At 68.4% G+C, this 22,811-nt stretch carries 24 protein-coding genes; 22 read left to right on the plus strand and 2 right to left on the minus strand.

Annotated features, from left to right (window positions below; all coding sequences use genetic code 11):
• Positions 1–63 precede the first annotated feature (63 nt).
• The 8 genes from nikA (at position 64) to NNJEOMEG_RS02350 (ending at position 8,169) form a co-directional block, all read left to right on the plus strand.
• A complete protein-coding gene (gene nikA / locus NNJEOMEG_RS02315) occupies positions 64–1,644 on the plus strand; it encodes a nickel ABC transporter substrate-binding protein (RefSeq protein ID WP_173080880.1) in 1,581 nt (526 codons plus the stop codon).
• 509 nt (positions 1,645–2,153) lie between these two features.
• A complete protein-coding gene (gene nikB, locus NNJEOMEG_RS02320) occupies positions 2,154–3,101 on the plus strand; it encodes a nickel ABC transporter permease subunit NikB (protein WP_173080882.1) in 948 nt (315 codons plus the stop codon).
• A 5-nt stretch (positions 3,102–3,106) separates the two neighbouring features.
• Positions 3,107–3,937 (plus strand): nickel ABC transporter permease subunit NikC, encoded by an 831-nt coding sequence (nikC, locus tag NNJEOMEG_RS02325; RefSeq protein ID WP_173081204.1) that lies wholly within the window; start codon positions 3,107–3,109, stop codon positions 3,935–3,937.
• Positions 3,927–4,751 (plus strand): ABC transporter ATP-binding protein, encoded by an 825-nt coding sequence (locus NNJEOMEG_RS02330; protein ID WP_173080884.1) that lies wholly within the window; start codon positions 3,927–3,929, stop codon positions 4,749–4,751. Before nikC ends, NNJEOMEG_RS02330 begins: the two co-directional genes overlap by 11 nt.
• Positions 4,748–5,515 carry an ABC transporter ATP-binding protein gene (locus tag NNJEOMEG_RS02335; RefSeq protein WP_173080886.1) on the plus strand — a complete coding sequence of 256 codons (768 nt, stop codon included), beginning with the start codon at positions 4,748–4,750 and terminating at the stop codon, positions 5,513–5,515. The genes NNJEOMEG_RS02330 and NNJEOMEG_RS02335 overlap by 4 nt, the downstream gene beginning before the upstream one ends.
• Positions 5,516–5,599: 84 nt before the next feature.
• Positions 5,600–6,361, plus strand: a complete 762-nt coding sequence (locus NNJEOMEG_RS02340) for an ABC transporter ATP-binding protein (RefSeq protein WP_173080888.1) — start codon at positions 5,600–5,602, stop codon at positions 6,359–6,361.
• Between the two features lie 61 nt (positions 6,362–6,422).
• Positions 6,423–7,550, plus strand: a complete 1,128-nt coding sequence (locus tag NNJEOMEG_RS02345; protein ID WP_173080890.1) for a branched-chain amino acid ABC transporter substrate-binding protein — start codon at positions 6,423–6,425, stop codon at positions 7,548–7,550.
• Positions 7,551–7,821: 271 nt separating this feature from the next.
• Positions 7,822–8,169 carry a DMT family protein gene (locus tag NNJEOMEG_RS02350; protein ID WP_173080892.1) on the plus strand — a complete coding sequence of 116 codons (348 nt, stop codon included), beginning with the start codon at positions 7,822–7,824 and terminating at the stop codon, positions 8,167–8,169.
• Positions 8,170–8,343: 174 nt separating this feature from the next.
• Here the strand turns inward: NNJEOMEG_RS02350 and NNJEOMEG_RS02355 are convergent, their stop codons facing one another.
• Complete coding sequence (locus tag NNJEOMEG_RS02355) at positions 8,344–8,625, minus strand: thiamine-binding protein (RefSeq protein WP_173080894.1); 282 nt, start codon at positions 8,623–8,625, stop codon at positions 8,344–8,346.
• Positions 8,626–8,792: 167 nt separating this feature from the next.
• Between NNJEOMEG_RS02355 and NNJEOMEG_RS02360 the strand changes: the two genes are divergently transcribed.
• The 9 genes from NNJEOMEG_RS02360 to NNJEOMEG_RS02400 all read left to right on the plus strand — a co-directional run bounded on the left by NNJEOMEG_RS02360 (position 8,793) and on the right by NNJEOMEG_RS02400 (position 15,735).
• Positions 8,793–9,038, plus strand: coding sequence for a FitA-like ribbon-helix-helix domain-containing protein (locus tag NNJEOMEG_RS02360; RefSeq protein ID WP_173080896.1), 246 nt, complete (start codon positions 8,793–8,795; stop codon positions 9,036–9,038).
• On the plus strand, positions 9,035–9,469 hold the full coding sequence (locus NNJEOMEG_RS02365; RefSeq protein WP_173080898.1) for a type II toxin-antitoxin system VapC family toxin: 435 nt from the start codon (positions 9,035–9,037) through the stop codon (positions 9,467–9,469). The genes NNJEOMEG_RS02360 and NNJEOMEG_RS02365 overlap by 4 nt, the downstream gene beginning before the upstream one ends.
• A gap of 14 nt (positions 9,470–9,483) precedes the next feature.
• Entirely contained in the window at positions 9,484–10,395 is a 912-nt protein-coding gene (locus NNJEOMEG_RS02370; protein ID WP_173080900.1) for a branched-chain amino acid ABC transporter permease, read from the plus strand.
• On the plus strand, positions 10,379–11,584 hold the full coding sequence (locus NNJEOMEG_RS02375) for an ABC transporter permease subunit (protein ID WP_173080902.1): 1,206 nt from the start codon (positions 10,379–10,381) through the stop codon (positions 11,582–11,584). Before NNJEOMEG_RS02370 ends, NNJEOMEG_RS02375 begins: the two co-directional genes overlap by 17 nt.
• Complete coding sequence (locus NNJEOMEG_RS02380) at positions 11,585–12,304, plus strand: ABC transporter ATP-binding protein (protein ID WP_173080904.1); 720 nt, start codon at positions 11,585–11,587, stop codon at positions 12,302–12,304. It begins immediately after the preceding gene.
• A gap of 76 nt (positions 12,305–12,380) precedes the next feature.
• Positions 12,381–13,217, plus strand: coding sequence for a DMT family transporter (locus NNJEOMEG_RS02385; RefSeq protein WP_173080906.1), 837 nt, complete (start codon positions 12,381–12,383; stop codon positions 13,215–13,217).
• Complete coding sequence (locus tag NNJEOMEG_RS02390; RefSeq protein WP_173080908.1) at positions 13,214–14,098, plus strand: DMT family transporter; 885 nt, start codon at positions 13,214–13,216, stop codon at positions 14,096–14,098. Before NNJEOMEG_RS02385 ends, NNJEOMEG_RS02390 begins: the two co-directional genes overlap by 4 nt.
• Before the next feature lie 72 nt (positions 14,099–14,170).
• Positions 14,171–15,028, plus strand: coding sequence for a DMT family transporter (locus NNJEOMEG_RS02395; protein WP_173080910.1), 858 nt, complete (start codon positions 14,171–14,173; stop codon positions 15,026–15,028).
• Positions 15,019–15,735, plus strand: a complete 717-nt coding sequence (locus NNJEOMEG_RS02400) for a hypothetical protein (protein ID WP_173080912.1) — start codon at positions 15,019–15,021, stop codon at positions 15,733–15,735. The genes NNJEOMEG_RS02395 and NNJEOMEG_RS02400 overlap by 10 nt, the downstream gene beginning before the upstream one ends.
• A 70-nt stretch (positions 15,736–15,805) precedes the next feature.
• Here the strand turns inward: NNJEOMEG_RS02400 and NNJEOMEG_RS02405 are convergent, their stop codons facing one another.
• Positions 15,806–16,855 (minus strand): OmpA family protein, encoded by a 1,050-nt coding sequence (locus NNJEOMEG_RS02405; RefSeq protein WP_235956800.1) that lies wholly within the window; start codon positions 16,853–16,855, stop codon positions 15,806–15,808.
• A 233-nt stretch (positions 16,856–17,088) separates the two neighbouring features.
• On the opposite strand from NNJEOMEG_RS02405, the gene NNJEOMEG_RS02410 reads away from it, so the two are divergent.
• The 5 genes from NNJEOMEG_RS02410 to NNJEOMEG_RS02430 all read left to right on the plus strand — a co-directional run bounded on the left by NNJEOMEG_RS02410 (position 17,089) and on the right by NNJEOMEG_RS02430 (position 22,638).
• Positions 17,089–18,369, plus strand: a complete 1,281-nt coding sequence (locus NNJEOMEG_RS02410) for a magnesium transporter (RefSeq protein ID WP_173080914.1) — start codon at positions 17,089–17,091, stop codon at positions 18,367–18,369.
• Positions 18,370–18,378: 9 nt separating this feature from the next.
• Positions 18,379–19,653: an Nramp family divalent metal transporter gene (locus tag NNJEOMEG_RS02415; RefSeq protein WP_173080916.1), complete on the plus strand. Its 1,275-nt coding sequence runs from the start codon at positions 18,379–18,381 to the stop codon at positions 19,651–19,653.
• Positions 19,654–19,724: 71 nt separating this feature from the next.
• Entirely contained in the window at positions 19,725–21,092 is a 1,368-nt protein-coding gene (locus NNJEOMEG_RS02420; protein WP_173080918.1) for a protoporphyrinogen/coproporphyrinogen oxidase, read from the plus strand.
• A gap of 8 nt (positions 21,093–21,100) precedes the next feature.
• Positions 21,101–22,198 (plus strand): M24 family metallopeptidase, encoded by a 1,098-nt coding sequence (locus NNJEOMEG_RS02425; protein ID WP_268885670.1) that lies wholly within the window; start codon positions 21,101–21,103, stop codon positions 22,196–22,198.
• Positions 22,195–22,638, plus strand: coding sequence for a DUF4911 domain-containing protein (locus tag NNJEOMEG_RS02430; RefSeq protein ID WP_173080920.1), 444 nt, complete (start codon positions 22,195–22,197; stop codon positions 22,636–22,638). Before NNJEOMEG_RS02425 ends, NNJEOMEG_RS02430 begins: the two co-directional genes overlap by 4 nt.
• The last annotated feature ends 173 nt before the right edge of the window (positions 22,639–22,811 follow it).

Consider the following 22,811-nt stretch of genomic DNA (forward strand, 5'->3'; position numbering starts at 1 on the left):
AACTTAGTGCTACTTCGTGCCACCTGTTCACAAATCGTATCACCTTCACCACGGGGGAAGTCCATGGGTTTCCGGTTGCGCGTCGCGCTCATGCTCTGCTGTCTCCTGCTGCCGCTCCAGGCCCTTGCCGCCGGGAACGAGCTGCGTTTCTCCTGGCAGTCCAACTGCGGGCCGCTCAACCCGCACATGTACTCGCCCAACCAGATGTACGCCCAGAACATGCTCTACGAGCCCCTGGTGAAGTACGCCCGCAACGGCGACATCGTGCCGTGGCTGGCCGAAAAATGGACCGTCTCCTCCGACGGCAAGACCTACACCTTCACCCTGCGCAAAGGTGTGCGCTTCTCCGACGGCACGCCCTTCGACGCCCAGGCCGTGGTGAAAAACTTCGAGGCCGTGCGCGCCAACCTCAAGCGGCACAAGTGGCTCGAACTGGTCAACCAGCTTGATGTCCTCGAAGCCCCCGCGCCCGACACCTTCGTCATGAAGCTCAAGAGCGCCTACTACCCGGCGCTCCAGGAACTCGCCCTCATCCGCCCCCTGCGCTTCCTCTCCCCCGCCGCCTTCCCCGACTCCGGCAACACCGCCGACGGCATCAGGAAGCCAGCCGGAACCGGCCCCTGGCTCCTGGTGGAGTCCCGCCTGGGCGAATACGACGCGTTCAAGCGCAACGACAACTACTGGGGCCCCAAACCCGCCATCGAGAAGATCACCGTGCGCGTCATCACCGACCCCAACTCGCGCCTCACCGCCTACGAAACCGGCGAGATCGACCTGATCTACGGCTCCGGCGGCCACGCCTCGGGCCAGATCGGCATGGACGCCTACCAACTCCTCGCCAAAGACCCCAAGAACGCCGCCTCAGTCTCCGGCCCCCTGGGTACCCGCGCCCTGTGCCTCAACTCCGGGCGCGGCCCCACCGCCGAACTTGCCGTGCGCCAGGCCGTGTCCCACGCAGTGGACAAGGAAGCCCTGGTCAAGGGCGTCTTCCTGGGTGTGGAACAGCGCGCAGACACCCTCTTCGCCCCCTCCATCCCCTACTGCGACCTCAAGCTTCCCCCCTTCGCCTTCGACCGCGCCAAGGCCGCCAAACTCCTCGACGACGCGGGCTGGAAACTCCCCCAGGGCGGCAAGGTGCGCCAGAAGGACGGCAAGCCCCTGGAAATCGACTTCTGCTTCGTTGGCAACGACGCCCTCCAGAAAACCATCGCCGAACTCATGCAGGGCGAACTCGCCAAGGTGGGCATCGCCGTGAAACTCGTCGGCGAAGAGCAGGACGCCTTCGGCAACCGCCAGAAAGACGGCGACTTCGGTTTCATCTTCAACGACACCTGGGGCCCCCCCTACGAGCCCCACGCCATGGTCGGCTCCATGCGTTCACCATCCCACGCCGACTACCAGGCCCAGGTCGGACTGCCCATGAAGGCCGACATCGACGCCAAGATCAGCAAGGTCTTCGAAACCACCGACATCGCACAACGCCAGGCACTCTACACCGACATCCTGACCACCCTGCACCAGCAGGCCGTCTACCTGCCCCTCACCTACATGACCAACATCATGGTCCACGGGAAAAAGCTGACAGACAAAGGCTTCGGCCCAACCAAAAGCGAAATCCCCTTTGAGGCCATGGCCTGGAAATGACGGTCCGGGACAACGCGACAGGCAGGTCGGGGGAGGAGCCTCCGGCGGCCAGGGCTCTGCCCTGGACCCGGCAGTTGCGGCGCGGGTTTCACCGGCTACGGCGTCGCCGGACGGGCGGCCGTGGCGCTGCGCGCCAGGGGGTCGGTTCAATGTCTTTGTCTTCGGATTTCATGGGTAATTCCTTGTTCATCGCCGCTTGCGGCGATGGCGGTCCGCCGGGATAAGCGCTGCTTTGAGCGCGTTCCCGGCGGGTGTCTGCTGCTGTGCTTTGGGCGTTTCCCGTTCCGGGTCACGCCCAGGGCCACCCGGAACCGGGACACGACGGCGTAGCCGGTGAAGCCCGCGAAGCCGTTGCGGGGTCTGGGGGGATCATCCCCCCAGTGGGTCCAGGGCGGAGCCCTGGCGGGAGAGTGCAGAGAGGGCAGCGCCCTCTCTGCCCGCCGGAGGCAACTTCCCTAGACGCGACGGTGGCGTCTGCGCGAAACAAACATCAACCCAAAGGATACTTCATGGCACGCTACATCCTTGGCCGCCTGGCGATGCTGCCGGTGATCCTGCTGGCGGTGTCGCTGGTGGTGTTTTTGATCCTGCGGATGGCGCCGGGCGATCCTGCTCAGTCGTGGCTGCGGATATCGCAGATTCCGCCCACGGAGGAGAACCTTGTCATGGCGCGGGAGTTGTTGGGGTTGGACCGGCCGTTGCCGGTGCAGTACGCCCTGTGGCTGGAGAAGGCGTCGCGTCTTGATTTCGGCCGTTCGTACGTGACGGGCCGCCCCGTGATGGACGAGATCCTGTACTACCTGCCTGCCACGTTGGAGCTGGCGGGGGCGTCGCTGTTGATCACCATGGGCTTGTCCGTGCCGTTGGGCGTGCTGGCGGCTCTCAGAAAGGACAGGCTGCCGGACCATCTTACGCGGGCCATGGCCTTCGCTGGGGTGTCCATCCCCAATTTCTGGTTCGGGTTCCTGCTTGTGTGGCTGTTCTCCATGGAGTTGGGCTGGCTGCCGCCGCTGGGCCGGGGCGGCTGGGAACGCCTGGTGATGCCCGCGTTCTCGCTGGCGCTCATGTCGCTGGCGGTAAACACGCGGCTTATCCGGGCGAGCATGCTGGAAACCATGCACCAGCGGTATGTGTTGTATGCGCGGGCGCGAGGCGTTGGCGAGGGCGCGGTGGTGTGGCGCCACATGTTCGTGAACGCGCTTATCCCGATTTTGACGGCAACAGGGATGCATGTGGGCGAGCTTCTGGGGGGCGCGGTGGTGGTGGAGAGCGTCTTCTCCTGGCCCGGCGTGGGCCGTTTCGCGGTGGGGAGCATCTTCAACAGGGATTTCCCGGTGCTCCAGTGCTTCATGCTGGTGATGACCACCATCTTCGTGGTGTGCAACCTGGCGGTGGACGTGGCCTACGCCGTAGCCGACCCGAGGATGCGCCTGGGCGGCGCGGGAGGCAGGCCGTGAGGCGCATGTTGCGGGAGCACAGGCTGGTCGGCCCGGCCCTGGTCATGGTGGCTCTGCTGGCGTGCATGGCGCTCTTCGCGCCCTGGATGGCCACGCAGGACCCGGACCTCACGGACATCGCGCGCAAGCTGGAACCGCCGAGTTGGGAGGAGCCCCTGGGCACGGACCATCTGGGCCGGTCCATCTGGTCGCGGCTGGTGTACGGCACGCGGGCCTCCATGGGGTCGGTGGCGGTGATCGCGGGGAGCATCCTGGTGCTGGCCTTCGCGGTGGGCGGGTTGTCGGGCTACGCTGGGGGCTGGGTGGACGGGGCGATCATGCGCGTGTGCGACGTGGTGCTCACGTTTCCCACGTTCATCATGGCCCTGTTTCTGATCGGGATACTGGGCACGGGGCTGACCAACGTGATCATCGCCATCGTGTTCACGCACTGGGCCTGGTACGCCCGGATGGTGCGCGGCATGGTGCTGCAGTTGCGCCACCGGGAACACGTGCTGGCTGCGCGGGTGGCGGGCACGTCGGGGGCGATGCTGACGGTGCGCCACATCCTGCCGCCGGTGCTGGCGCAGATGGCGGTGCTGGCCACGCTGGACATCGGGCATATGATGCTCCACGTGTCGGGGCTTTCGTTCCTGGGGCTTGGGGTGCAGCCGCCCACGCCCGAGTGGGGGGTGATGATCGGCGACGCGCGCCAGTACATCCGCACCGCTCCGCAGTTGATCCTGTTCCCGGGGCTGATGATCTTTCTTTCGGTGATGGCCTTCAACGTGCTGGGCGACGCCCTGCGCGACCACCTGGACCCCAACCTGGCGGGGGAGCACGACCATGGACATTGAGCGCCTTCTGGAGATCGAGGAACTGCGCGTGGAGACCGCTGGGGCCGCACCCCGGGAACTGGTGCGCGGCGTGAGCCTGCACGTGGCCCCGGGCGAGGTGCTGGGGCTGGTGGGCGCTTCGGGATCGGGCAAGTCCCTGACGTGCCTGTCGGTGATGGACCTGCTGCCCTCGGGGCTTCGCCGGGCGGGGGGCCGCGTGCGCGTGTCCGGGCGGGAGACGGTGCGCCGGGGCCTGGACGCGGCCATGGTGCTCCAGAACCCTTCGAGCTGCTTCGACCCGGTGATGACCGTCCGGGGGCACTTCAAGGAGACCCTGAAGGCCCAGGGAACCGGCTGGGCGCGGGGCGCGGCCCGGGCCGAAGAGTCCCTGGCCGAGGCGGGCTTCGAGGAGCCCGGCGCGATTCTGGGGCTCTATCCCTTCCAGATGAGCGGGGGCATGCTCCAGCGGGTGGCCGTGGCCCTGGCCATGCTGGGCGGACCGCGCCTGCTCCTGGCCGACGAGCCCACCACGGACCTGGACATGCCCGCCCAGGCGAAGGTGCTGGACCTCATCGACAGGCTGCGCCGCGCGCGGGGCCTGGGGGTGCTCCTGGTGACGCACGACCTCTCCGTGGTGGCGCGTCTGGCCGACCGCGTGGCCGTGATGCAGGACGGACGCCTCGTGGAGACGGGTCCGGTGTCCCGGGTGTTCGAGGCCCCGTCGCACCCCTACGCCCGCACGCTTCTGGCCGCGCACCTGGAACTGCACGAGGCCTTCGAGGCCCGGTCCGGAACCGAGGCCGGGACAGGCGAGCGGACCGGGGAGGCGGCATGAGCCTCCTGCGACTGGAAAAGGTGCGCAAGGCCTACCGGCGCGGCGGGCTCTTCGGCGGGGGGGAGGTCCACGAGGTGCTGCGCGGGGTGGACCTGGAGCTGCACCCGGGCGAATGCCTGGGGCTGGTTGGGCGCAGCGGCTGCGGCAAGTCCACGCTTGGCCGCGTGGTTCTGGGTTTGGAGCGCCCGGACGCCGGGAGCGTGCGCTTCCGGGGGCGCGAGATCGCCTCGTTGAGGGGCGCGGACTGGCGGGCGTTCCGGCGGCGGGTTCAGGTGGTTTTCCAGAATTTCGTGGGCGCGGTGAACCCGCGCTTGACGGCAGGGGAGATCGTGGCCGAGCCGCTGCGCAATTTCGAGGGGCTCGCCGGGGCGGCCCTGGAGCGCCGCGTGGTGGGGCTCCTGGAGATGGTGGGACTCGAAGCTTCGGACGCGCGCAAGCTGCCCGGGCGCTTCAGCGGCGGCCAGCTTCAGCGGGTGTGCATCGCGCGGGCCGTGGCGCCCGAGCCCGAGGTGCTGGTGCTGGACGAATCGGTGAGCTCGCTGGACATGCAGGTGCAGGGCCAGATCCTCGACCTCCTGGAGCACCTGGGGCGCGAGCGGGGCCTGGCGTGCCTGTTCATCTCCCACGACCTGCGGGTGGTCTCGCGGCTGTGCACGCGGCTGGCCGTGATGCAGGAAGGCGTGCTGGAGCACGGCTCCGGGGCGGAGCGGGGCGAGGCCTACGCGGAGCTGGCCCGGGCGGTGCTGCCCGCGCGCCCTTCCTGAGCCGACCGTCTGACAATCTTGCCAATCCGGGGCCATGCGGGGTACAGGGGCCGTTCCTATCCCCCCAAGGAGCGTTCATCCCGCATGGCCCATCTGGTGTTCGAGGACGTCAGCGTCAGTTTCGGCGGTCTCCAGGCCCTCTCCGAGGTCAGTTTCGAGCTGCGCGAGGGCGAGATCCTGGGGCTCATCGGCCCCAACGGCGCGGGCAAGACCACCGTGTTCAACGTGATCACCGGCGTCTACCGCGTGAGCGCCGGGCGCGCCGCCTACGACGGCCGCACCCTGGCCGGGGAGCCGCCCCACCGCATCCTGGCCATGGGCCTGGCCCGCACCTTCCAGAACATCCGCCTCTTCCAGAACATGACGGCCCTGGAAAACGTGATGATCGCCCGCCACGGCCGCACCGGCGCGGGCGTGCTGGGCGCGGTGCTGCGCCTGCCCTCGCAACAGGCCGAGGAGCGCGCCATCCGGGAGAAGTCCCGCTGGGCGCTCGACTTCATGGGCCTTGGCGACATGGAGTCCGAAGAAGCGCGCAACCTTCCCTACGGCCTGCAACGCCGCCTGGAGATCGCCCGCGCCCTGGCCAGCGAGCCCCGCACCATCCTGCTGGACGAGCCCGCCGCCGGGCTCAACCCCACGGAGTCGGCGGCGCTCATGAAGGACATCGAGGCCATCCTGGGCCTGGGCGTCAACGTGCTCATGGTGGAGCACGACATGAAAGTGGTCATGGGGCTTTGCACGCGCATCGTGGTGCTGGAGCACGGCGAGAAGATCGCCGAGGGCGCTCCGGCGGACATCCGCAAGGACCCGCGCGTGGTGGAGGCCTACCTGGGCGTGGCCCATTAGAAACCCGGCGAGCGCCAAGGTCGGCGCGACCCGTTCGGCATCAACCCATCAGGAGGACGACATGGCGAAACGTTTCACGTGGCTTCTGGCCCTGGCCTTCACCCTCTGCGCGGGCGCGGCCTGGGCGGCCCCGCTCAAGATCGGCGTGCTGGCCCCCATCTCCGGCTCGTCGGCCGCCGACGGCAACGACATCGTCAAAGGCGTGAAGACCGCCGTGGAGGTGTTCAAGGCCGAGGGCGGCATGCCCGGCTTCGACGCCATCGAGGTGGAAGTGCAGGACAGCGCCTGCGACCCCCGCCAGGCCGTGGCCGGCGCCAACAAGCTGGCCAACTCCAAGGTCGCCGGCGTCATCGGGGCCTACTGCTCCTCGGCCACCCTGCCCGCCTCCGACGTGCTCAACGAAGAAAAGATCACCATGATCACCCCGGCCTCCACCAACCCCAAGGTCACCCAGCGCGGCTACAAGTACATGTTCCGCATGTGCGGCCTGGACATCCACCAGTCCGACGCGGCCGCCAAGTTCATGAAGGACCAGCTCAAGGCCAAGAGCGTCTTCATCGTGGACGACAAGACCACCTACTCCCAGCACCTGGCCGAGTACGTGGCCGAGGAGGCCAAGAAGCTGGGCATCACCGTGGCCGCCCACGAGCACGTGAACGAAGGCGACATGGACTACTCCGCCATCCTCACCAAGGTGAAGGCCGCCAATCCCGACGTGTTCTACATGAGCCTGCAGAACAACTCCGCCGGCATCCGCATGATCAAGCAGTTCCGTCAGCTCGGCCTCAAGTGCGCCGTGCTCTCCCAGGACGCCGTGTACCATCCCAACTTCATCAAGGAAGCCCCCGAACAGGCCCAGGGCGTGTTCTTCACCTTCGGCTACGCCGACAAGAACTCCCCGGTCTACAAGAAGTTCCTGGAGAAATACACCGCCATGCACGGCGAGCCCGGCGCGTACTCGGCCTACGCCTTCGACTCGGCCTACGCCCTGCTCACCGCCATCAAGGCCGCCAAGTCCACCAAGGCCGACGCCATCCGCGCGGAGCTCATGAAGCTCAACCTGCCCGGCGCGTCCAAGGTCATCAAGTTCCAGGACAACGGCGACTCCGGCTCCAACTACGTGGTCTTCAAGGTGGAAGGCGACAAGTTCAAGGAGTACTGGAACCCCGCCACCGGCAAGCTGTTCTAGCGCCCACGGACGATGATACCCGGGGGATCGCCGCGCGTGCGGCGGTCCCCTTTTGCGTGGCGGCGGGCGGCACGGCCGACGTGAAAGAAGCCTCCGGCGGCCAAAGGGCTGCGCCCTCTGGACTCCCTCGTTGCTTCGCGACGGCGGGTGATCCGCAGGCGCGAGACGACGGAACGTCCAGGACTGGTCCGGCCCGATCAGATGCGATCCTGCCAGATCCGGTCCAGCCCCATCAACACTTCAACAGTCTCTCGAAACCGGAACACCAAGCATGTTCAACCGCACCGTCCTCATCACCGTCGGCCTGCTCATCGCCTCCAACGTATTCATGACCTTCGCCTGGTACGCCCATCTGAAGAACCTGCACTCGCGCCCCTGGTGGCTCGCCGCGCTCTTCTCCTGGGGCATCGCGCTCTTCGAGTACCTGCTCCAGGTGCCCGCCAACCGCATCGGCTACACCACGCTCAGCCTGCCGCAGCTCAAGATCATGCAGGAGGTGATCACCCTCTCGGTGTTCGCGCCTTTCTCCATCTGGTACATGAACCAGCCCCTCAAGCTCGACCACCTCTGGGCCGGGCTCTGCCTGGTGGGCGCGGTCTACTTCATCTTCCGGTCCTGAGGGGAAGCTACGAAAGAACGCCGCCCCGGAGGGCGGCAGGAAACGGCGGGAAATAGCGCGCATTCCCGAGGGCTCGACAGGAGAGCGCCGCCTGAAGCGGCGGGATCGCAAACGCCCCGCGCACCGGCAAGAAGGCATCGCTCAGGGAGCGGCAGTCTCCCCGGCCGGGCGCTCTCAGGCGGGGGCGTCCTGGCCCGAAAGGTGCCCCTGCCTGCCCTTGCGCCAGTGGATGCGCAGCTCGATGAGCAGATGCGTGGAGTCCTTCGAGTTCTCCTCGAAGCACCGGGTTGCCAGTTCCATGAGCTGCTGCCAGCTTCCTTCCACCACCGTGACCGTGGGGCCAGTCTGGTAGGGCAGGCCGCTCGCGCGCACCACCTCCACCAGCCGGGCGATGTGCTGGCTGATGGCCTCGTTCCTGTCCAGGGGGATCATCCGAAAATCCATGACGCAGGGCATGTCGCACCTCCTGCCTGTTGGTCCGTCGAGATCCGACGCCGACTACATCCGCCCGCACCCTACCCCGTCGCCCCGGCCAGCGCCAGCGCGGGCCGCTCCACGGACCGCCTTGCCCGATCTCCCGGCCGGTGCTATCATTGATAGCATCCGGCCCGAAGGACAACGAAATGGCCCAGCTCATCGTGAGAAACCTTGACGAAGACCTTGTTCGTCTGCTCAAACAGCGGGCCGCCGCGAAGGGCGTGAGCGTGGAGTCCGAGCACAGGCGCATCCTGGAGGAGGCCCTGCGCCCCGGGGCCGACGACTTCTGGGACATGGCCCGCAGGCTCCAGGAGTCCTCCAGGCCCCAGAAGACGGACAGCGCCGAACTCATCCGCCAGGAGCGCGACCGCAGAGCCGGATTCGTGAAATGACCCATACCGTTGTCGTGGACGCCAGCGTGGCCGTGAAATGGCTGGTGCGCGAACCCGACAGCGACCGGGCCTTCGCCCTGCGCATGCTGCGCATGGTCGCTCCGGCGCTGCTCGTCGCGGAATGCGGCAGCGCGCTGTGGCGCAAGGTCAAGGCGGGCGATCTGGACGCGGACGATGCGGCGCCAAGGCTCAGGGTGTTGCGCGGCGCCCCCGTGCTTCTCCAGCCCGATCACGAACTGGCCCAGAAGGCCCTGCCCCTGGCGGTGGAACTCGAACACCCGATTTACGACTGCATGTACGTGGCCCTGGCGATCGAACTTTCCGCCCCGCTGATCACGGCGGACAAGAAGCTGGCCTCCCTGATCCGCAACAGGATGCCTGACCGGTGCCGGGTAATCGGCCTGCACGAGATAGAAACACAGCTTTACTGAGACACACACCGCACATGGACTTCTTTCTCCAGCAGCTCATCAACGCCGTGACCCTGGGGGGCTTCTACGCCCTCATCGCCCTGGGCTACACCATGGTCTACGGCATCATCCAGCTCATCAACTTCGCCCACGGCGAGTTCTTCGCGGCGGGGGGCTACATGGGCGTGATCCTCCTGGCCTGGATGGACTCCCAGGGCTACATGCAGACCCACCCCTGGCTGTGCCTCACCGTGGCCTTCCTCCTGGCCATGGCCTACTGCGCCGTGCTGGCCATGGGCGTGGAGAAGGTGGCCTACAAGCCCCTGCGGCGCGCCTCCAAGCTCTCGGTGCTCCTCTCGGCCCTGGGCATGTCCATCTTCCTGCAGAACGGGCTCATGCTCACCCAGGGCGTCTACGACAAGACCTACCCCGGCGTGTACGCCAAGGGAGCCCTCCAGGTGGGCGACTTCAACCTCACCTACCTCCAGCTCATCGCCCTGGCGCTCACGGCCCTTCTCATGGTGGGGCTCAACCTTCTGGTGTTCCGGACGCGCCTGGGCAAAGCCATGCGCGCCACCGCACAGGACCGCGTGATGGCCACCCTGGTGGGCATCAGCTCCGACCGCATCATCTCCCTCACCTTCGCCATCGGCGCGGCGCTGGCCGCCGCCTCGGGCATCCTGGTGGGGCTCTACTACGGCTCCGTGCGCTTCGACATGGGCTTCGTGCCGGGCATCAAGGCCTTCGCCGCCGCCGTGCTGGGCGGGGTGGGCTCCATCACCGGGGCCATGCTGGGCGGCCTGATCATCGGCGCCACGGAAATCTTCACCGCGGCCTACATCTCCGGCGAATACAAGGACGTGTTCGCCTTCGTGATCCTCATCGCGGTGCTCTACTTCCGGCCCACCGGCCTTCTGGGCGAGAACATCAATGACACCCGCGTCTAAAGGGCTTCCCGCCAAGCTGGCCTTCGGGGCCTTGTGGGTCTACCTGCTCGTGTGGCCCATGACCGGCATCGGCGCGCAGGGGCTCGATTTCGTCCCGGCCGCGAAGATCACCGGCGCGGCCCTGCTGGCCGTGCTTGCCTGCCTGGGCCTGTGGAAGCTCAACCGCGCCGGGGGCGACCAGATGGGACGCCTGGGCCGGAGCGTCTCAGGGGCCGCGGCCCGCGTGCCCGTGAAGCTGGCCCTCTGGGGCGGCCTCGCGGCCCTGCTGGTCTTCCCGCTGCTCAGTTCGCGCTACGGCCAGGACGTGGCCATCAACGTGCTGGTCTACGTGACGCTGGGCCTGGGCCTCAACGTGGTGGTGGGCCTGGCCGGGCTCCTGGACCTGGGCTACATCGCCTTCTACGGCGTGGGGGCCTACACCTACGCCCTGCTCTCGGTGCACTACGAACTTTCCTTCTGGCTGGCCCTGCCCCTGTGCGCCGCGCTGGCCGCCCTGGCCGGATGCCTTATCGGCTATCCCACGCTGCGCATGCGCGGCGACTACCTGGCCATCGTCACCCTGGGCTTCGGGGAGATCCTGCGCTTGGTGCTCAACAACTGGATGAAGCTCACCGGCGGCCCCAACGGCATCCTTGGGGTCAAGCCCGCAGCGGTCTGGCTCCCCGACCCGGAGGAAGGCTGGGAGCTCACGCGCATGCTGGTGAAGAGCCCCCTGTCGCAGTATTACCTCATCCTGGCCATCGCGCTCTTCACGGTGCTGGCGGTGCGCCGCCTGGGCGATTCGCGCATCGGCCGCGCCTGGGAGGCCATCCGCGAGGACGAGACGGCCGCCTCCATCATGGGCGTGGACACCTTCCGCCTGAAGCTGCTGGCCTACGCCATGGGCGCGGTGTTCGGCGGCCTGGCCGGAGCCTTCTTCGCGGCCAAGATGCGCTTCGTGTCGCCTGGGTCGTTCACGTTCATCGAGTCGGCCATGGTGCTGGCCATGGTGGTGCTGGGCGGCATGGGCTCGGTGCCGGGCATCGTGCTGGGGGCGCTGGCGCTCATCGCGCTGCCGGAATTCTTCCGCGATTTCGAGAACTACCGCATGCTCGTCTTCGGGGCGGCCATGGCGCTCATGATGCTCTTCCGCCCCGCCGGGCTCATCCCGGCCAAGCGCCTGGGCAAGCGCTCCGAGGAGGACCACTAGATGGACGCCCCCATCCTGGAGCTGCGCGGCCTCTCGGCCGGCTGGGGCCGCGCCCCGGCCGTGAAGGAGCTGGACCTCGCCGTGGCCCAAGGCGAGATCGTGACCATCATCGGGGCCAACGGCGCGGGCAAGTCCACCACGCTCATGGCCATCTCGGGCATCCTCAAGCCCATGGCCGGACAGGTGCTCTACCAGGGCCGCGACGCCTCCACCGTGCCCCCCGAGGAGCTGCCCGCCATGGGGCTCTGCCAGGTGCCCGAGGGGCGGCGCATCTTCCCCCGCCTCACCGTGGCCGAGAACCTGGACATGGGAGCCTTCCGACGCCGCGACCACGACGCCGTGCGCCGCGACATGGACCGCGTGTTCGAGCTTTTCCCGCGCCTCAAGGAGCGCGAGCGCCAGCAGGGCGGCACCCTCTCCGGCGGCGAACAGCAGATGCTGGCCATCGGCCGCGCCCTCATGGGCAGGCCCAGGCTTCTGCTGCTGGACGAGCCCTCCCTGGGCCTGGCCCCGCTCATCGTGGAGCACATCTTTTCCATCATCCGCCGCGTCAACGAGACCGAGGGCATGACCGTGCTCCTGGTGGAGCAGAACGCCAACCTGGCCCTCAAGCTGGCCCACCGGGGCTACGTGATGGAGACAGGGCGCATCGTGCTCTCCGGCACCGGACGCGAACTCCTGGACAATCCCGACATCCGCCGGGCCTACCTGGGCGAATAGCCCTTCCCCGAGGCCATCCCATGCCCATCGCGTCCCTCGCGGCCCCGCCGCATTGCCGCGCGTCCAGAGACCGCCCGTGACCCGCGCCTCGGCGACCCTGGCCCTGGTGGTCACCGCCCTGCTCTGGAGCGTGGGCGGCGTGTTCATCAAGAGCGTGGAGTGGAACCCCCTGGCCATCGCGGGGACGCGCTCGGGCATCGCCGCGCTCTTCATGCTGGCCGTGCTGGGCAGGCCCCGCATCCGCCCGAGCTGGCCCCTGCTTGGCGCGGCCCTCTCCACCTCCCTCACGCTTTTGCTCTTCGTGTGCGCCACGCGCCTGACCACCGCCGCCAACGCCGTGGTGCTCCAGTACCTGGCCCCCCTCTGGGTGGCCATCCTGGCCCCAAGGTTCCTGGGCGAGCCCACCCGGGGGCGGGACTGGCTCTGCCTGGCCCTGGCCCTGGCGGGCATGACCCTCTTCTTCTGGGGCGACATCTCCCCCGACGGGAAGCTCGGCATCATCCTGGCCCTGGCCTCCAGCCTGACCTTCGCAGGCATCCCCCTCTTCCTGCGCAAGCTGGGCGACCAGGGCGGACAGACCGAGGCCGTGCTCCTGGGCAACGCCTTGCTGGCCCTGGGCTGCCTGCCCTTCTGCTTCCAGGGCCCCTGGCCGGACCTCAAGGGCGTGGGCGCGCTCCTGACGCTGGGCGTGGTGCAGACCGGCCTGGCCTACTACCTCTACACCCGGGCCATCCGCCACGTGCGCGCCCTGCCCGCCATGATCATCCCGGTGATCGAGCCCATCCTCAACCCCGTGTGGGTGTTCCTTTTCCTGGGCGAGGCCCCCTCGGCCACGGCCCTGGCGGGCATGGCCGTGGTGCTTGGCGCGGCCACCGTGCAGGGGCTTTTGGCCGTGAAGGACAGGGGCCGATGAGCCTGACCACCGTCAAGCTCTTCGCCACGGCGGTGATCTGGGGCGGCACGTTCATCGCGGGGCGCATGCTCGGCCCCGAGATAGCGCCCCTCTCGGCCTCGTTCCTGCGCTTCGTGGCCGCCAACCTCTTCCTGGTCCCCCTGTGGCTGCTCACCGAGGGCAGACCCAAACGCCCCGACACGGGCACCGCGCTCCTGGTGCTGGGCCTGGGGGCCACGGGCGTCTTCGGCTACAACGTCTTCTTCCTCTGGGGCCTCAAGAGCGTGCCCGCCGCGCGCGCGGCCATGATCGTGGCGGGCAACCCGGTGTTCATCGCCCTGCTCTCGCGCCTGTTCTTCAAGGAACCGCTGGGCCGCGTGAAGGCCATGGGCGTGTGCCTGTGCATCCTGGGGGCGTCGGTGGTCATCGGGCGGGGCAACCCGCTGGAGGTCTTCTCCGGGGCCGTCACCCTGGGCGATGCGGCCATCGTGGGGGCCATGCTCACCTGGGTGGCCTATTCGCTGCTGGGCAAGCGCGTCATGGGCAGGCTCACGCCCCTGGCCGCCGTGACCCTCTCCTGCCTGGCGGGCATGTGCATGCTGCTGCCACCGGCCCTGGCCGAGGGGCTGGCCGCCCAGGCGGCCGGGCTCTCCTGGAAGGGCTGGGCTGCCATCGTCTACCTGGGCTTCTTCGGCACGGGGCTGGGCTTCCTCTGGTTCTACCAGGGCATCCAGCGCCTGGGGGCCTCGCGGGCGGCGGTGTTCATCAACTTCGTGCCCGTCTCCGCCGCCGTGCTGGGCGCGGCCCTGCTGGGCGAGCCTGTGGACGCCTCCATCATCGCGGGCGGCGCGCTGGTGCTCACCGGCGTGGCCCTGGCCAACCGGCCGCCGCGCGCCCGGTAGCCTCTCCTACCGGACCGGTTCGCAATCGATTCTCCTTCCCATGGGGGGGCCGAAGGGGTACAAGCTCCCGCCATGTTCTCGGGATACCTGCTCGTGGCCCTGGCGGCCCTGCTCTGGGGCATGATCGGCCCCCTCTCCAAGTTGGCCATCCAGGAGGGCATGACGCCCCTGGAAGTCGCCTTCTGGCGGGCCTCCATGGCCTGGGTGCTCTACGCCGGACACGCCCTGGCCCTGCGCCGCGTGCGCGTGGACCTGAAGGACCTGCCCTGGGTGGGGCTCTTCGGCGTGGCCTGCATCTTCGGGCTCTTCGCCAGCTACGTGCTGGCCGTGCGCGCGGGCGGGGCGGCGTTGGCCTCCGTGCTCCTCTACACGGCCCCGGCGTGGGTGGCCCTGCTGGCCTGGAAGTTCCTCAAGGAGCGCATGACCGCCGTGAAGCTCATCGCCGTGGCCGCCACCCTGGCGGGCGTGACGGGCGTGAGCCTGGGCCACGGACTGGACGGCCCGGTGAACACCACGGCCATCGCCATGGGCCTGCTCTCGGGGCTCACCTACGCGCTCTACTACATCTTCGGGAAGCTCCTGCTGGGGCGCTACCCCACGCCCACCATCTTTCTCTACGCCCTGCCCGTGGGCGCGGCCTGCATGACGCCCTTCTTCGACTTCGGCCCCCGCTCCCCGGCGGCCTGGACCGCCTGCGCCGTGCTGGCGGCCATGAGCACCTACGGGGCCTACTCGCTCTACTACGCGGGCCTTCGGCGCATCGAGGCCAGCCGCGCGGCCGTCATCGCCACCCTGGAGCCCGTGGTGGCGGCCCTGCTGGCCTTCTCGCTCTTCGACGAGCGCTTCACGCCCCTGGGCTACGCGGGCTCGGCGCTCATCCTGGCCGCCGTGCTCCTGACCATCCTCGGAGGCAGACGCCCATGTACGTGACCCACCCCGTCCCCGCCGACCTGCGCATCCTGGACGACGCCCCCGTTCCGGCCCCGGACCCCGACCTCCTGGCCCGGACGGACGCCCTCTGGGAGTGCGAACGCCTGGAGCGCCCCGGACTCCACGACGGGCGCATCTTCAGCCTGGCGGGGATGGAAGGCGGAACGCTCCACGGCTTCGCCGCGCCCTACCGCTGGCACGTGGCCCGCTGCCGCGAGCCCAAGCGCTTCGCGGCCCTGCCCGTGCGCTCACTGGCCGTGACGGGGCTGGTCACGGCCTCGGGGCATCTCTTCTTCGGTCTGCGCAAGACGTCCCTGGCCATCGAGGGCGGGCTCTGGGAGACGGTGCCCGCTGGCACGCTGCACTTGGGCCGCAAGGAGGAGGACGGCGCGCTCTCCTGGCGCGATCTCTTCCTGGAGGAACTGCGCGAGGAGCTGGGCGTCTCGGCCCCGGCCGCGTCGCTTCGCCCCGTGGCCCTTGTGGAGGACACGGTGACGGGCATCTGGGAGCTGGGCGTGGCCGTGGACCTCCAGGCCGACCACCGCGACGTGCTGGGAGCCTGGGCCATGCTCGAGACCACCGAACATTCGGAACTGGCCGCCGTGCCCCTGGCCGACGTGCCCCGCTTCGTGCGGGAGCGCGGCCCCTCCCTGGTGGGGGCCTGCCCCCATCTGGCGGCCGCCGCCGGGTTCGCCCCGGCTTTGTAGGCCTCTCGCCCGGAAGACCGGGCCGGGCAGGCCCCGACGCGGACCTGCCCGGACGGCCTGATGCGGGCCGCTACTTCATTCCCTTGAACTTGATCTCCACGCGGCGGTTGAGCTTGCGTCCATCCGCCGTGGAGTTGTCGGCGCGGGGCCTGGACTCGCCGAACCCAACCGCCTCGATCCGCCCGCCGTCCACGCCCTTCTTCACGAAGTAGGCTTTCACCGACTGGGCCCTGCGGTTGGACAGGCCCAGGTTGTAGGCATCGGAGCCCACGGAGTCGGTGTGTCCCTCAAGGATCACCAGGGTGTCGGGCTTGGAGCGGATCATGGCCACTCCCTCATCGAGCACGGGCACGAACACGGCCTTGATGTTGTGCCTGTCGAAGTCGAAGTAGATGGACCGGAAGAGCACCACTTCGTCCATCACCTCATCCCAGAGGCCGCACTTGAGGAACGCCAGGCGGGCCGCCTGGTTGCGCAGGAAGTCCTCGCCCTTGACCAGGCAGGAGCAGCGCGACAGGGCGGCGATCTGCCTGTTCACCTCCTCGCCGTATTTGGTGTCGGCGAAGCTCACCACCATGAAGCAGAGACGGTCGCCGTACTTGCCCTGCAGCGCCTTTGCCTGGGCCACGGCGTTCACGCCCAGGTTCTCGTGGCCGTCGGTGAAGAGGACCACGGCCGTCCTGCCGGAGAGCCCGGCCAGCACCTTGTCCAGGTCCTGGAGGCCGGGCCCCATGGGCGTGACGCGACCGTAGGTCTCGTAATCGATGCTTATGGGGTCAATGGCCTTCTCCACGGCCGCCCTGTTGTACGGAGCCATGCCCGCGTACTGCCTGAAGGGCGCGAACGTGTAGACGCCGCTCTGGTAGCCCAGATCGGGCACGAGGTTGTTGAACTCCACCATGGCCGACTTGGCCAGCACGACTTTCGATTGGCCGCCGAGATCGGGGGTCGTCACGCCTTTGTAGAAGAATTTCATGGAGCTGGAGTGGTCCAAGAAGAGGATGAAGTTGTCCACTTTTTTGACAAGCTTCGCTTGCGCCGCCGGTGCGGCGACCGCAAGCATGACGGCGACGGCGAGCACTCCGAACAACATGCGGTGCGTGGAAATGATGCGTTTCATGGTTCCTCCGCTGTTTGTGTTGTATGCAACACCTGCATCGCAAGCACGAGGGCGTGCGGCCCCTCTCGATGTTTGGGGCGGCCATAGCACATCCTGGGGATGAAGGACAGCCTTCAGCGGGAAAAAATGGCCGCCGCCCAGCGCGAAACCGCTGATTTCCCCCCACGGCTTGCCCTGGCCGGGCGGTTGGGTTAGTGCAGCGCTGCCGCGAACGCGCCCCAGAAGGAACCGCCATGGCAGCAAGCAACGCATCCTATTTCGCCAGCGCCCTTTTGGGCAGGCCTGTCATCGACAAACTCGGCCAGCCCCTGGGCGTGCTGCACGACCTTTCCATGGAACGCGGCGAGCGCCTGCCCTACATCGCCGGGCTCGTGGTGCGCAAAGGCCAGGAGACCTCCTGCATCCCCTGGATCGCCGTGGACCTCTTCAACGCCTACGTCATCGCCGTGGACCTGGAACGCGCCCCGGCCGAGCCCTTCGATCCCGACGGCGAGGGCGTGATCCTCGTGCGCCGCGACATCATGGACAAGCAGATCGTGGACGTGGAGGGCGCGCGCCTGGTGCGCGTCAACGACCTCAAGGTGGAGGGCTGCCTGGACGCCCTGTGCGTCACCGCCGTGGACACGGGCGTGCGCGGCCTGGCCCGCAGGCTGGGCCAGGAGCGGCTCTGGGGCTTCGTCTCGGGCCTCTTCCGCAAGGACCTGCCCCACAAGGAGATCAGCTGGCAGTTCGTGCAGCCCCTGGACGACAAGGTCACCTCGCTCTCGCTCACGGTGAGCCGCGACAAGCTCGTGGACATGCACCCGGCGGACCTGGCCGAGATCATCTCCCAGCTGCCCCACGAAGACGCCGAGAAGATGCTCCTCTCCCTGGACGACGAGACCGCGGGCGAGGCCCTGGCCGAGATGGAGCCAGAAGAGGGCGGACGCCTCCTCTCGCGCATGGAGAAGGAGCGCGCCTCCGACATCCTGGAGGAGATGGCCCCCGACGAGGCCGCCGACGTGCTCACCGAGCTGCCCGACGACGAGGCCCAGGAACTGCTGGGGCTCATGGACGCCGAGGACGCCGAAAAGGTCCAGGAACTCCTGGAGCACGAGGAGGACACGGCGGGGGCGCTCATGGTCAACGAGTTCTTCGCGCTGCCCCCGGCCATGACCGCCGAGGAGGCCCTGGGGCACATCCGCTCCAAGGCCCTGGAGACGGAGCTCATCTACTACGTCTACGTGCTGGGCGAGGACCAGCGCCCCCTGGGCGTGGCCAGCCTGCGCGAGATCCTGGGCGCGCCGCCCCAGGCCACCCTCGGGGAGATCATGAGCCAGTCCATCAAGGCCGTGCACACCGACTCCACCGCCGACGAGGCCCTGGAGATGGTGGAGAAGTACGGCCTGTGGGCCGTGCCCGTGCTGGGCGAGGACGGCTCCCTGGAGGGCGTGATCACCGCCGACGACATGCTCAGCCACTCGCTGCGCGACAGCAACCGCCGCAAGCGCTTCCGGGCCAAGCGCAGCTTCTAGGAGATTCCCATGGCCGCCGTCCTGCGCAAGCTCTCGCGCCGCAACATCCTGCTCTTCCTGAGCATCCTCGGCCCCGGCATCATCACCGCCAACGTGGACAACGACGCCGGCGGCATCACCACCTATTCCCTGGCCGGGGCGCGCTACGGCTACGGCCTGCTCTGGATGATGCTGCCCACCATGGCCGCCCTGGTGGTGGTGCAGGAGATGTGCGCCCGCATGGGCGCGGTGACCGGCAAGGGCCTCTCGGACCTCATCCGCGAACGCTTCGGCGTGGGCGTCACCTTCTACGTGATGATCGCCCTCTACCTGACCAACCTGGGCAACACCGTCTCGGAGTTCGCGGGCATCGCCGCCAGCCTGGAGATCTTCGGGGTGAGCCGCTTCATCTCCGTGCCCCTTTCGGCGGCGGCGGTGTGGCTGCTCATCGTGAAGGGCTCCTACCGGATCGTGGAGAAGGTGTTCCTCTTCGCCTGCCTGATCTATCTGGCCTACCCCCTGGCCGCCATCCTGGCCAAGCCCGACTGGATGGAGGTGGCCCGCGCCGCCGTGGTCCCGGACATCCGCTGGGACGGCGGCTACGTGACCATGATGATCGCCATGGTGGGCACCACCATCGCCCCCTGGATGCAGTTCTATCAGCAGGCCACCGTGGTGGAGAAGGGCATCACCCGCGAGCAGTACGCCTTCGCCCGCCTGGACGTGATCGTGGGCTGCTTCCTGGCCATCGTGGTGGCTTTCTTCATCGTGGCCTCCTGCGCGGCGGCCATCCACCAGCAGGGCCTCACCGTGGAGACCGCCGCCGACGCCGCCCAGGCCCTGGCCCCGGCCGCCGGCCCCTACGCCACGCTGCTCTTCGCCGTGGGGCTTTTCAACGCCTCGCTCTTCGCGGCCTGCGTGCTGCCGCTCTCCACGGCCTACTACATCTGCGAGGGCATGGGCTGGGAACTGGGCGTGGACAAGAGCTTCCGGGAGGCCCCCCAGTTCTTCGGGCTCTTCACCCTGTCCATCGTGCTCTCGGCCCTGGTGATCATGGTCCCGGACGCTCCGCTTTTGGCCATCATGTACCTCTCCCAGGTGGTCAACGGGGCCGTGCTCCCGGCCGTGCTGGTGCTCATGCTGCTCATCGTCAACGACCGGCGGATCATGGGCGCCTTCGTCAACGGTCCGGCGTTCAACGCGGTCTCCTGGTTCACGGTGGGGGTGGTCACGCTGCTCACGCTCATCCTCACGGCCGACGCCGTGTGGCCGGGCTTCATGGAGCTCATCCTGCCCAAGGGCTGACTCCGGCCGAAGCGCCGCACGCCTCGGCGCGAAGCTTGCATGTCGACTCCGACCATCCCGGGAGGAACACCATGCGCACGCAATACCTCATCATCGGAGCCGGACCCACCGGACTGGGCGCGGCAAGGCGTCTTTCGGAACTGGGCATCCGCGACTTCCTGGTGCTCGAAGCCAAGGACCACCCCGGCGGCCTGGCCGCCAGCCACCGCGACGCCAAGGGCTTCACCTGGGACGTGGGCGGCCACGTGGTGTTCTCCCACTACGAATACTTCGACCGCATGCTCGAAGACGTGCTGGGCGAGGAGTACCTGGAGCACCGCCGCGAGGCCTGGGTTCGCATCGCCAAACGCTGGGTGCCCTACCCCTTCCAGAACAACATCCGCCACCTGCCCCCCGAGATGGCCTGGGACTGCGTGCGCGGCCTCCTGCCCCATGTGCGCCCGGCCCTGCAGAACGACCATCCCGCCCACTTCCGGGAATGGATCGAGCACGTCTTCGGCCCGGGTCTGGCCCGGCACTTCATGCTGCCCTACAACTTCAAGGTCTGGGCCACCCCGCCCGAGGACATGGACTACAAGTGGATCGGCGAACGCGTGAGCGTGATCGATCTGGAAAAGACCCTGGAAAACCTCGTGCTGGCCAAGGACGACGTGAACTGGGGCCCCAACAGCAGCTTCCGCTTCCCACTCACGGGCGGCACGGGCGAGATCTACCGCCGCGTGGCCGCGCGCCTGGGCGACCACATCCGCTACGGACGCGGCGTGGTCCGCGTGGACGCGCACGCCAAGACCGTCCACTGCGACACCGGCGAGACCTACGCCTACGAGAAGCTCCTCACCACCGGCCCCCTGGACATCCTGGCCCGCGACCGCCTGACGGACGCCCCCGACGCCGTGCGCGAGGCCGCCTCGGGCCTGGCGCACTCCGGCGGCTGGATCGGCGGCGTGGGCGTGGAAGGCCCCAAGACGGACTCCCGCTGCTGGATGTACTTCCCCGAGTCCGACAACCCCTTCTACCGCGTCACCAACTTCCACCACTACTCGCCCAACAACACCCCCGACCCCGACGGCATGACGGTGCGACACCGCGCCTACATGACCGAGGTGAGCTTCTCCGAACACAAGCCCGAGCCAGCTTCCCACCTGGACAGCGTGGTGGACGGTCTTGTAAACGTCTCGCTCATGGCCGAATCGGAACGCGACGCCGTCGTCTCCACATGGGAGATGCGCCTCGACTACTCCTACCCCGTGCCCACCCTGGGCCGCGACGCCGCCCTGCGCACCGTCCAGCCCTGGCTGGAAGGCCACGGCATCTTCTCGCGCGGACGCTTCGGGGGCTGGAAGTACGAGGTGAGCAACATGGACCACTCCGTCATGCAGGGCGTGGAGTGGGCCGAACGCATGGCGCTCGGAAAGCCGGAAACCACCTACGCCCTCTGAGGACTCCCGTGAGCTTCGAACCCTTCGCCCCCGCCGTCTACCAAAACCGGCGGGAAAAACTGCGCGCGCGCATGCGCCAGGCCGGACACAAGGCCCTGCTCGTCTCCCACGCCGCCAACCGCTTCTACCTGAGCGGCTTCGAGCTGTCGGACTCCCAGTGCAACGAGTCCTCGGGCATGCTCCTCATCCGCGTGGACGGCCCCGACAAGCTCCTCACGGACCCCCGCTTCCTCGACGCCGCCCGCCGCCTCTGGCCCGAGGACGACATCTTCATCTACGCCGGGCAGCGCTTCGCCCAGATCCGCGAGTTTTTGTCCAAGACCCACTCCGGCCCCATCGCCTTCGAGAGCCGCGCCATGAGCGTGGACACCCACGGCCACCTGCGCGAATCCCTGGACCTGGCCCCCACCCACGGCCTGGTGGAGGAGCTGCGCCGCTTCAAGGAGCCCGAGGAGCTCAAGCGCCTGGAGCTCTCCTGCGCGGTGAACGAGCGCGTGATGCGCGCCGCGCCCGACGTGCTCCTGCCCGGGCGCAGCGAGGGCGAGATCGCCTGGCGGCTCGAACAGCTCTTCCGCGACTTCGGGGCCACCGAGCTGGCCTTCTCGCCCATCGTGGCCGTGGACGCCAACGCCGCCCTGCCCCACGCCGAGCCCGGCCGCGACGTGGTGAAGGACGAGTGCATGGTTCTGGTGGACATGGGCGGACGCTACGCCGAATACAACTCCGACCAGACCCGCACCTTCTGGGTGGGCAACCGCCCCCCCGACCACTTCCGCAAGGCCCTGGAGCTGACCCAGCAGGCCCAGGCCAAAGCCATCAAGGCCATCCGCCCGGGCCTGACCTTCGCAGAGGCCTACCAGGCCGCCCGGGGCTACTTCGAGCGCTTCGGCGTGGAAAAGGCCTTCACCCACGCCCTGGGGCACGGCATCGGCCTGGAGACCCACGAGTTCCCGAGCCTCTCTCCCGTGGCCCAGGGCACGCTGGAGCCGGGCATGGTGGTCACCGTGGAGCCGGGGCTCTATTACCCCGAGTGGGGCGGCATCCGCTGGGAGCACATGGTGGCGGTGACCGAAGACGGCTGCCGCATCCTGGGACAGGGCGCGTGACGCCGGACCGGAACGGAGGGGCGGCGCACGTCCCTCCGGGCAGCGACGCCGCAGGGGAGACGCGCGGGAACGGAACTTCGCTGGCCTCTCCCCGAAACCCGGCCGCCGGGGGCGGCAAGACGGGCGGCGGAGGCGGCAAGGGCCGTCGACGCCGCGTCCCGGACACCTGGCCCGAACCGGCCCCGCGCAAACGGCGCGATCCCTACGCGGCCCCGCGCCGCTCCGCACGGCTCTACCTGCGCGCCGACCCGGCCCACATCGCCCTGCTGCGCTTCCTGCTGGAGGCCCACGGGCACCTTGGCGTGCTCTCCACCCTGGACAGCCACCGCGCGGTGCTCTGCATCGTCCACTCCCCGGAGAGCGCGACCGAGATGCGCGAATTCCTGGAAGAGGCCCGCGAACTGGTCCCCTTCGAGGTCATCCCCCGCCCCGGCCGCTGAACGACCGCCCCCTTACGCCTCCAGGCAGCGCACCAGCAGCGCGGTGACGTTGTCGCGCGCCCCGCGCTCCAGGGCCAGGCCGACAAAGCGGCCCTTGCCCCGCCCGGAGCGACCATGCCGGGAACACGGATGAGGATCGCTTCCCGGACTTCATGCCTGTCTTTAACAGCCCC

This window comes from Fundidesulfovibrio magnetotacticus (genome assembly GCF_013019105.1).
Lineage (GTDB): Bacteria > Desulfobacterota > Desulfovibrionia > Desulfovibrionales > Desulfovibrionaceae > Fundidesulfovibrio > Fundidesulfovibrio magnetotacticus.

Coding starts and splice junctions, on each gene's coding strand:
- NNJEOMEG_RS02355 (WP_173080894.1), bottom strand. CDS start 8,625: ATGCCCTGCGTCATGGATTTTCGGATGATCCCCCTGGACAGGAACGAG.
- NNJEOMEG_RS02360 (WP_173080896.1), top strand. CDS start 8,793: ATGGCCCAGCTCATCGTGAGAAACCTTGACGAAGACCTTGTTCGTCTG.
- NNJEOMEG_RS02330 (WP_173080884.1), top strand. CDS start 3,927: ATGGACATTGAGCGCCTTCTGGAGATCGAGGAACTGCGCGTGGAGACC.
- nikC (WP_173081204.1), top strand. CDS start 3,107: ATGTTGCGGGAGCACAGGCTGGTCGGCCCGGCCCTGGTCATGGTGGCT.
- NNJEOMEG_RS02335 (WP_173080886.1), top strand. CDS start 4,748: ATGAGCCTCCTGCGACTGGAAAAGGTGCGCAAGGCCTACCGGCGCGGC.
- NNJEOMEG_RS02380 (WP_173080904.1), top strand. CDS start 11,585: ATGGACGCCCCCATCCTGGAGCTGCGCGGCCTCTCGGCCGGCTGGGGC.
- NNJEOMEG_RS02340 (WP_173080888.1), top strand. CDS start 5,600: ATGGCCCATCTGGTGTTCGAGGACGTCAGCGTCAGTTTCGGCGGTCTC.
- NNJEOMEG_RS02400 (WP_173080912.1), top strand. CDS start 15,019: ATGTACGTGACCCACCCCGTCCCCGCCGACCTGCGCATCCTGGACGAC.
- nikB (WP_173080882.1), top strand. CDS start 2,154: ATGGCACGCTACATCCTTGGCCGCCTGGCGATGCTGCCGGTGATCCTG.
- NNJEOMEG_RS02390 (WP_173080908.1), top strand. CDS start 13,214: ATGAGCCTGACCACCGTCAAGCTCTTCGCCACGGCGGTGATCTGGGGC.
- NNJEOMEG_RS02375 (WP_173080902.1), top strand. CDS start 10,379: ATGACACCCGCGTCTAAAGGGCTTCCCGCCAAGCTGGCCTTCGGGGCC.
- nikA (WP_173080880.1), top strand. CDS start 64: ATGGGTTTCCGGTTGCGCGTCGCGCTCATGCTCTGCTGTCTCCTGCTG.
- NNJEOMEG_RS02365 (WP_173080898.1), top strand. CDS start 9,035: ATGACCCATACCGTTGTCGTGGACGCCAGCGTGGCCGTGAAATGGCTG.
- NNJEOMEG_RS02410 (WP_173080914.1), top strand. CDS start 17,089: ATGGCAGCAAGCAACGCATCCTATTTCGCCAGCGCCCTTTTGGGCAGG.
- NNJEOMEG_RS02350 (WP_173080892.1), top strand. CDS start 7,822: ATGTTCAACCGCACCGTCCTCATCACCGTCGGCCTGCTCATCGCCTCC.
- NNJEOMEG_RS02345 (WP_173080890.1), top strand. CDS start 6,423: ATGGCGAAACGTTTCACGTGGCTTCTGGCCCTGGCCTTCACCCTCTGC.
- NNJEOMEG_RS02405 (WP_235956800.1), bottom strand. CDS start 16,855: ATGAAACGCATCATTTCCACGCACCGCATGTTGTTCGGAGTGCTCGCC.
- NNJEOMEG_RS02370 (WP_173080900.1), top strand. CDS start 9,484: ATGGACTTCTTTCTCCAGCAGCTCATCAACGCCGTGACCCTGGGGGGC.
- NNJEOMEG_RS02420 (WP_173080918.1), top strand. CDS start 19,725: ATGCGCACGCAATACCTCATCATCGGAGCCGGACCCACCGGACTGGGC.
- NNJEOMEG_RS02415 (WP_173080916.1), top strand. CDS start 18,379: ATGGCCGCCGTCCTGCGCAAGCTCTCGCGCCGCAACATCCTGCTCTTC.
- NNJEOMEG_RS02395 (WP_173080910.1), top strand. CDS start 14,171: ATGTTCTCGGGATACCTGCTCGTGGCCCTGGCGGCCCTGCTCTGGGGC.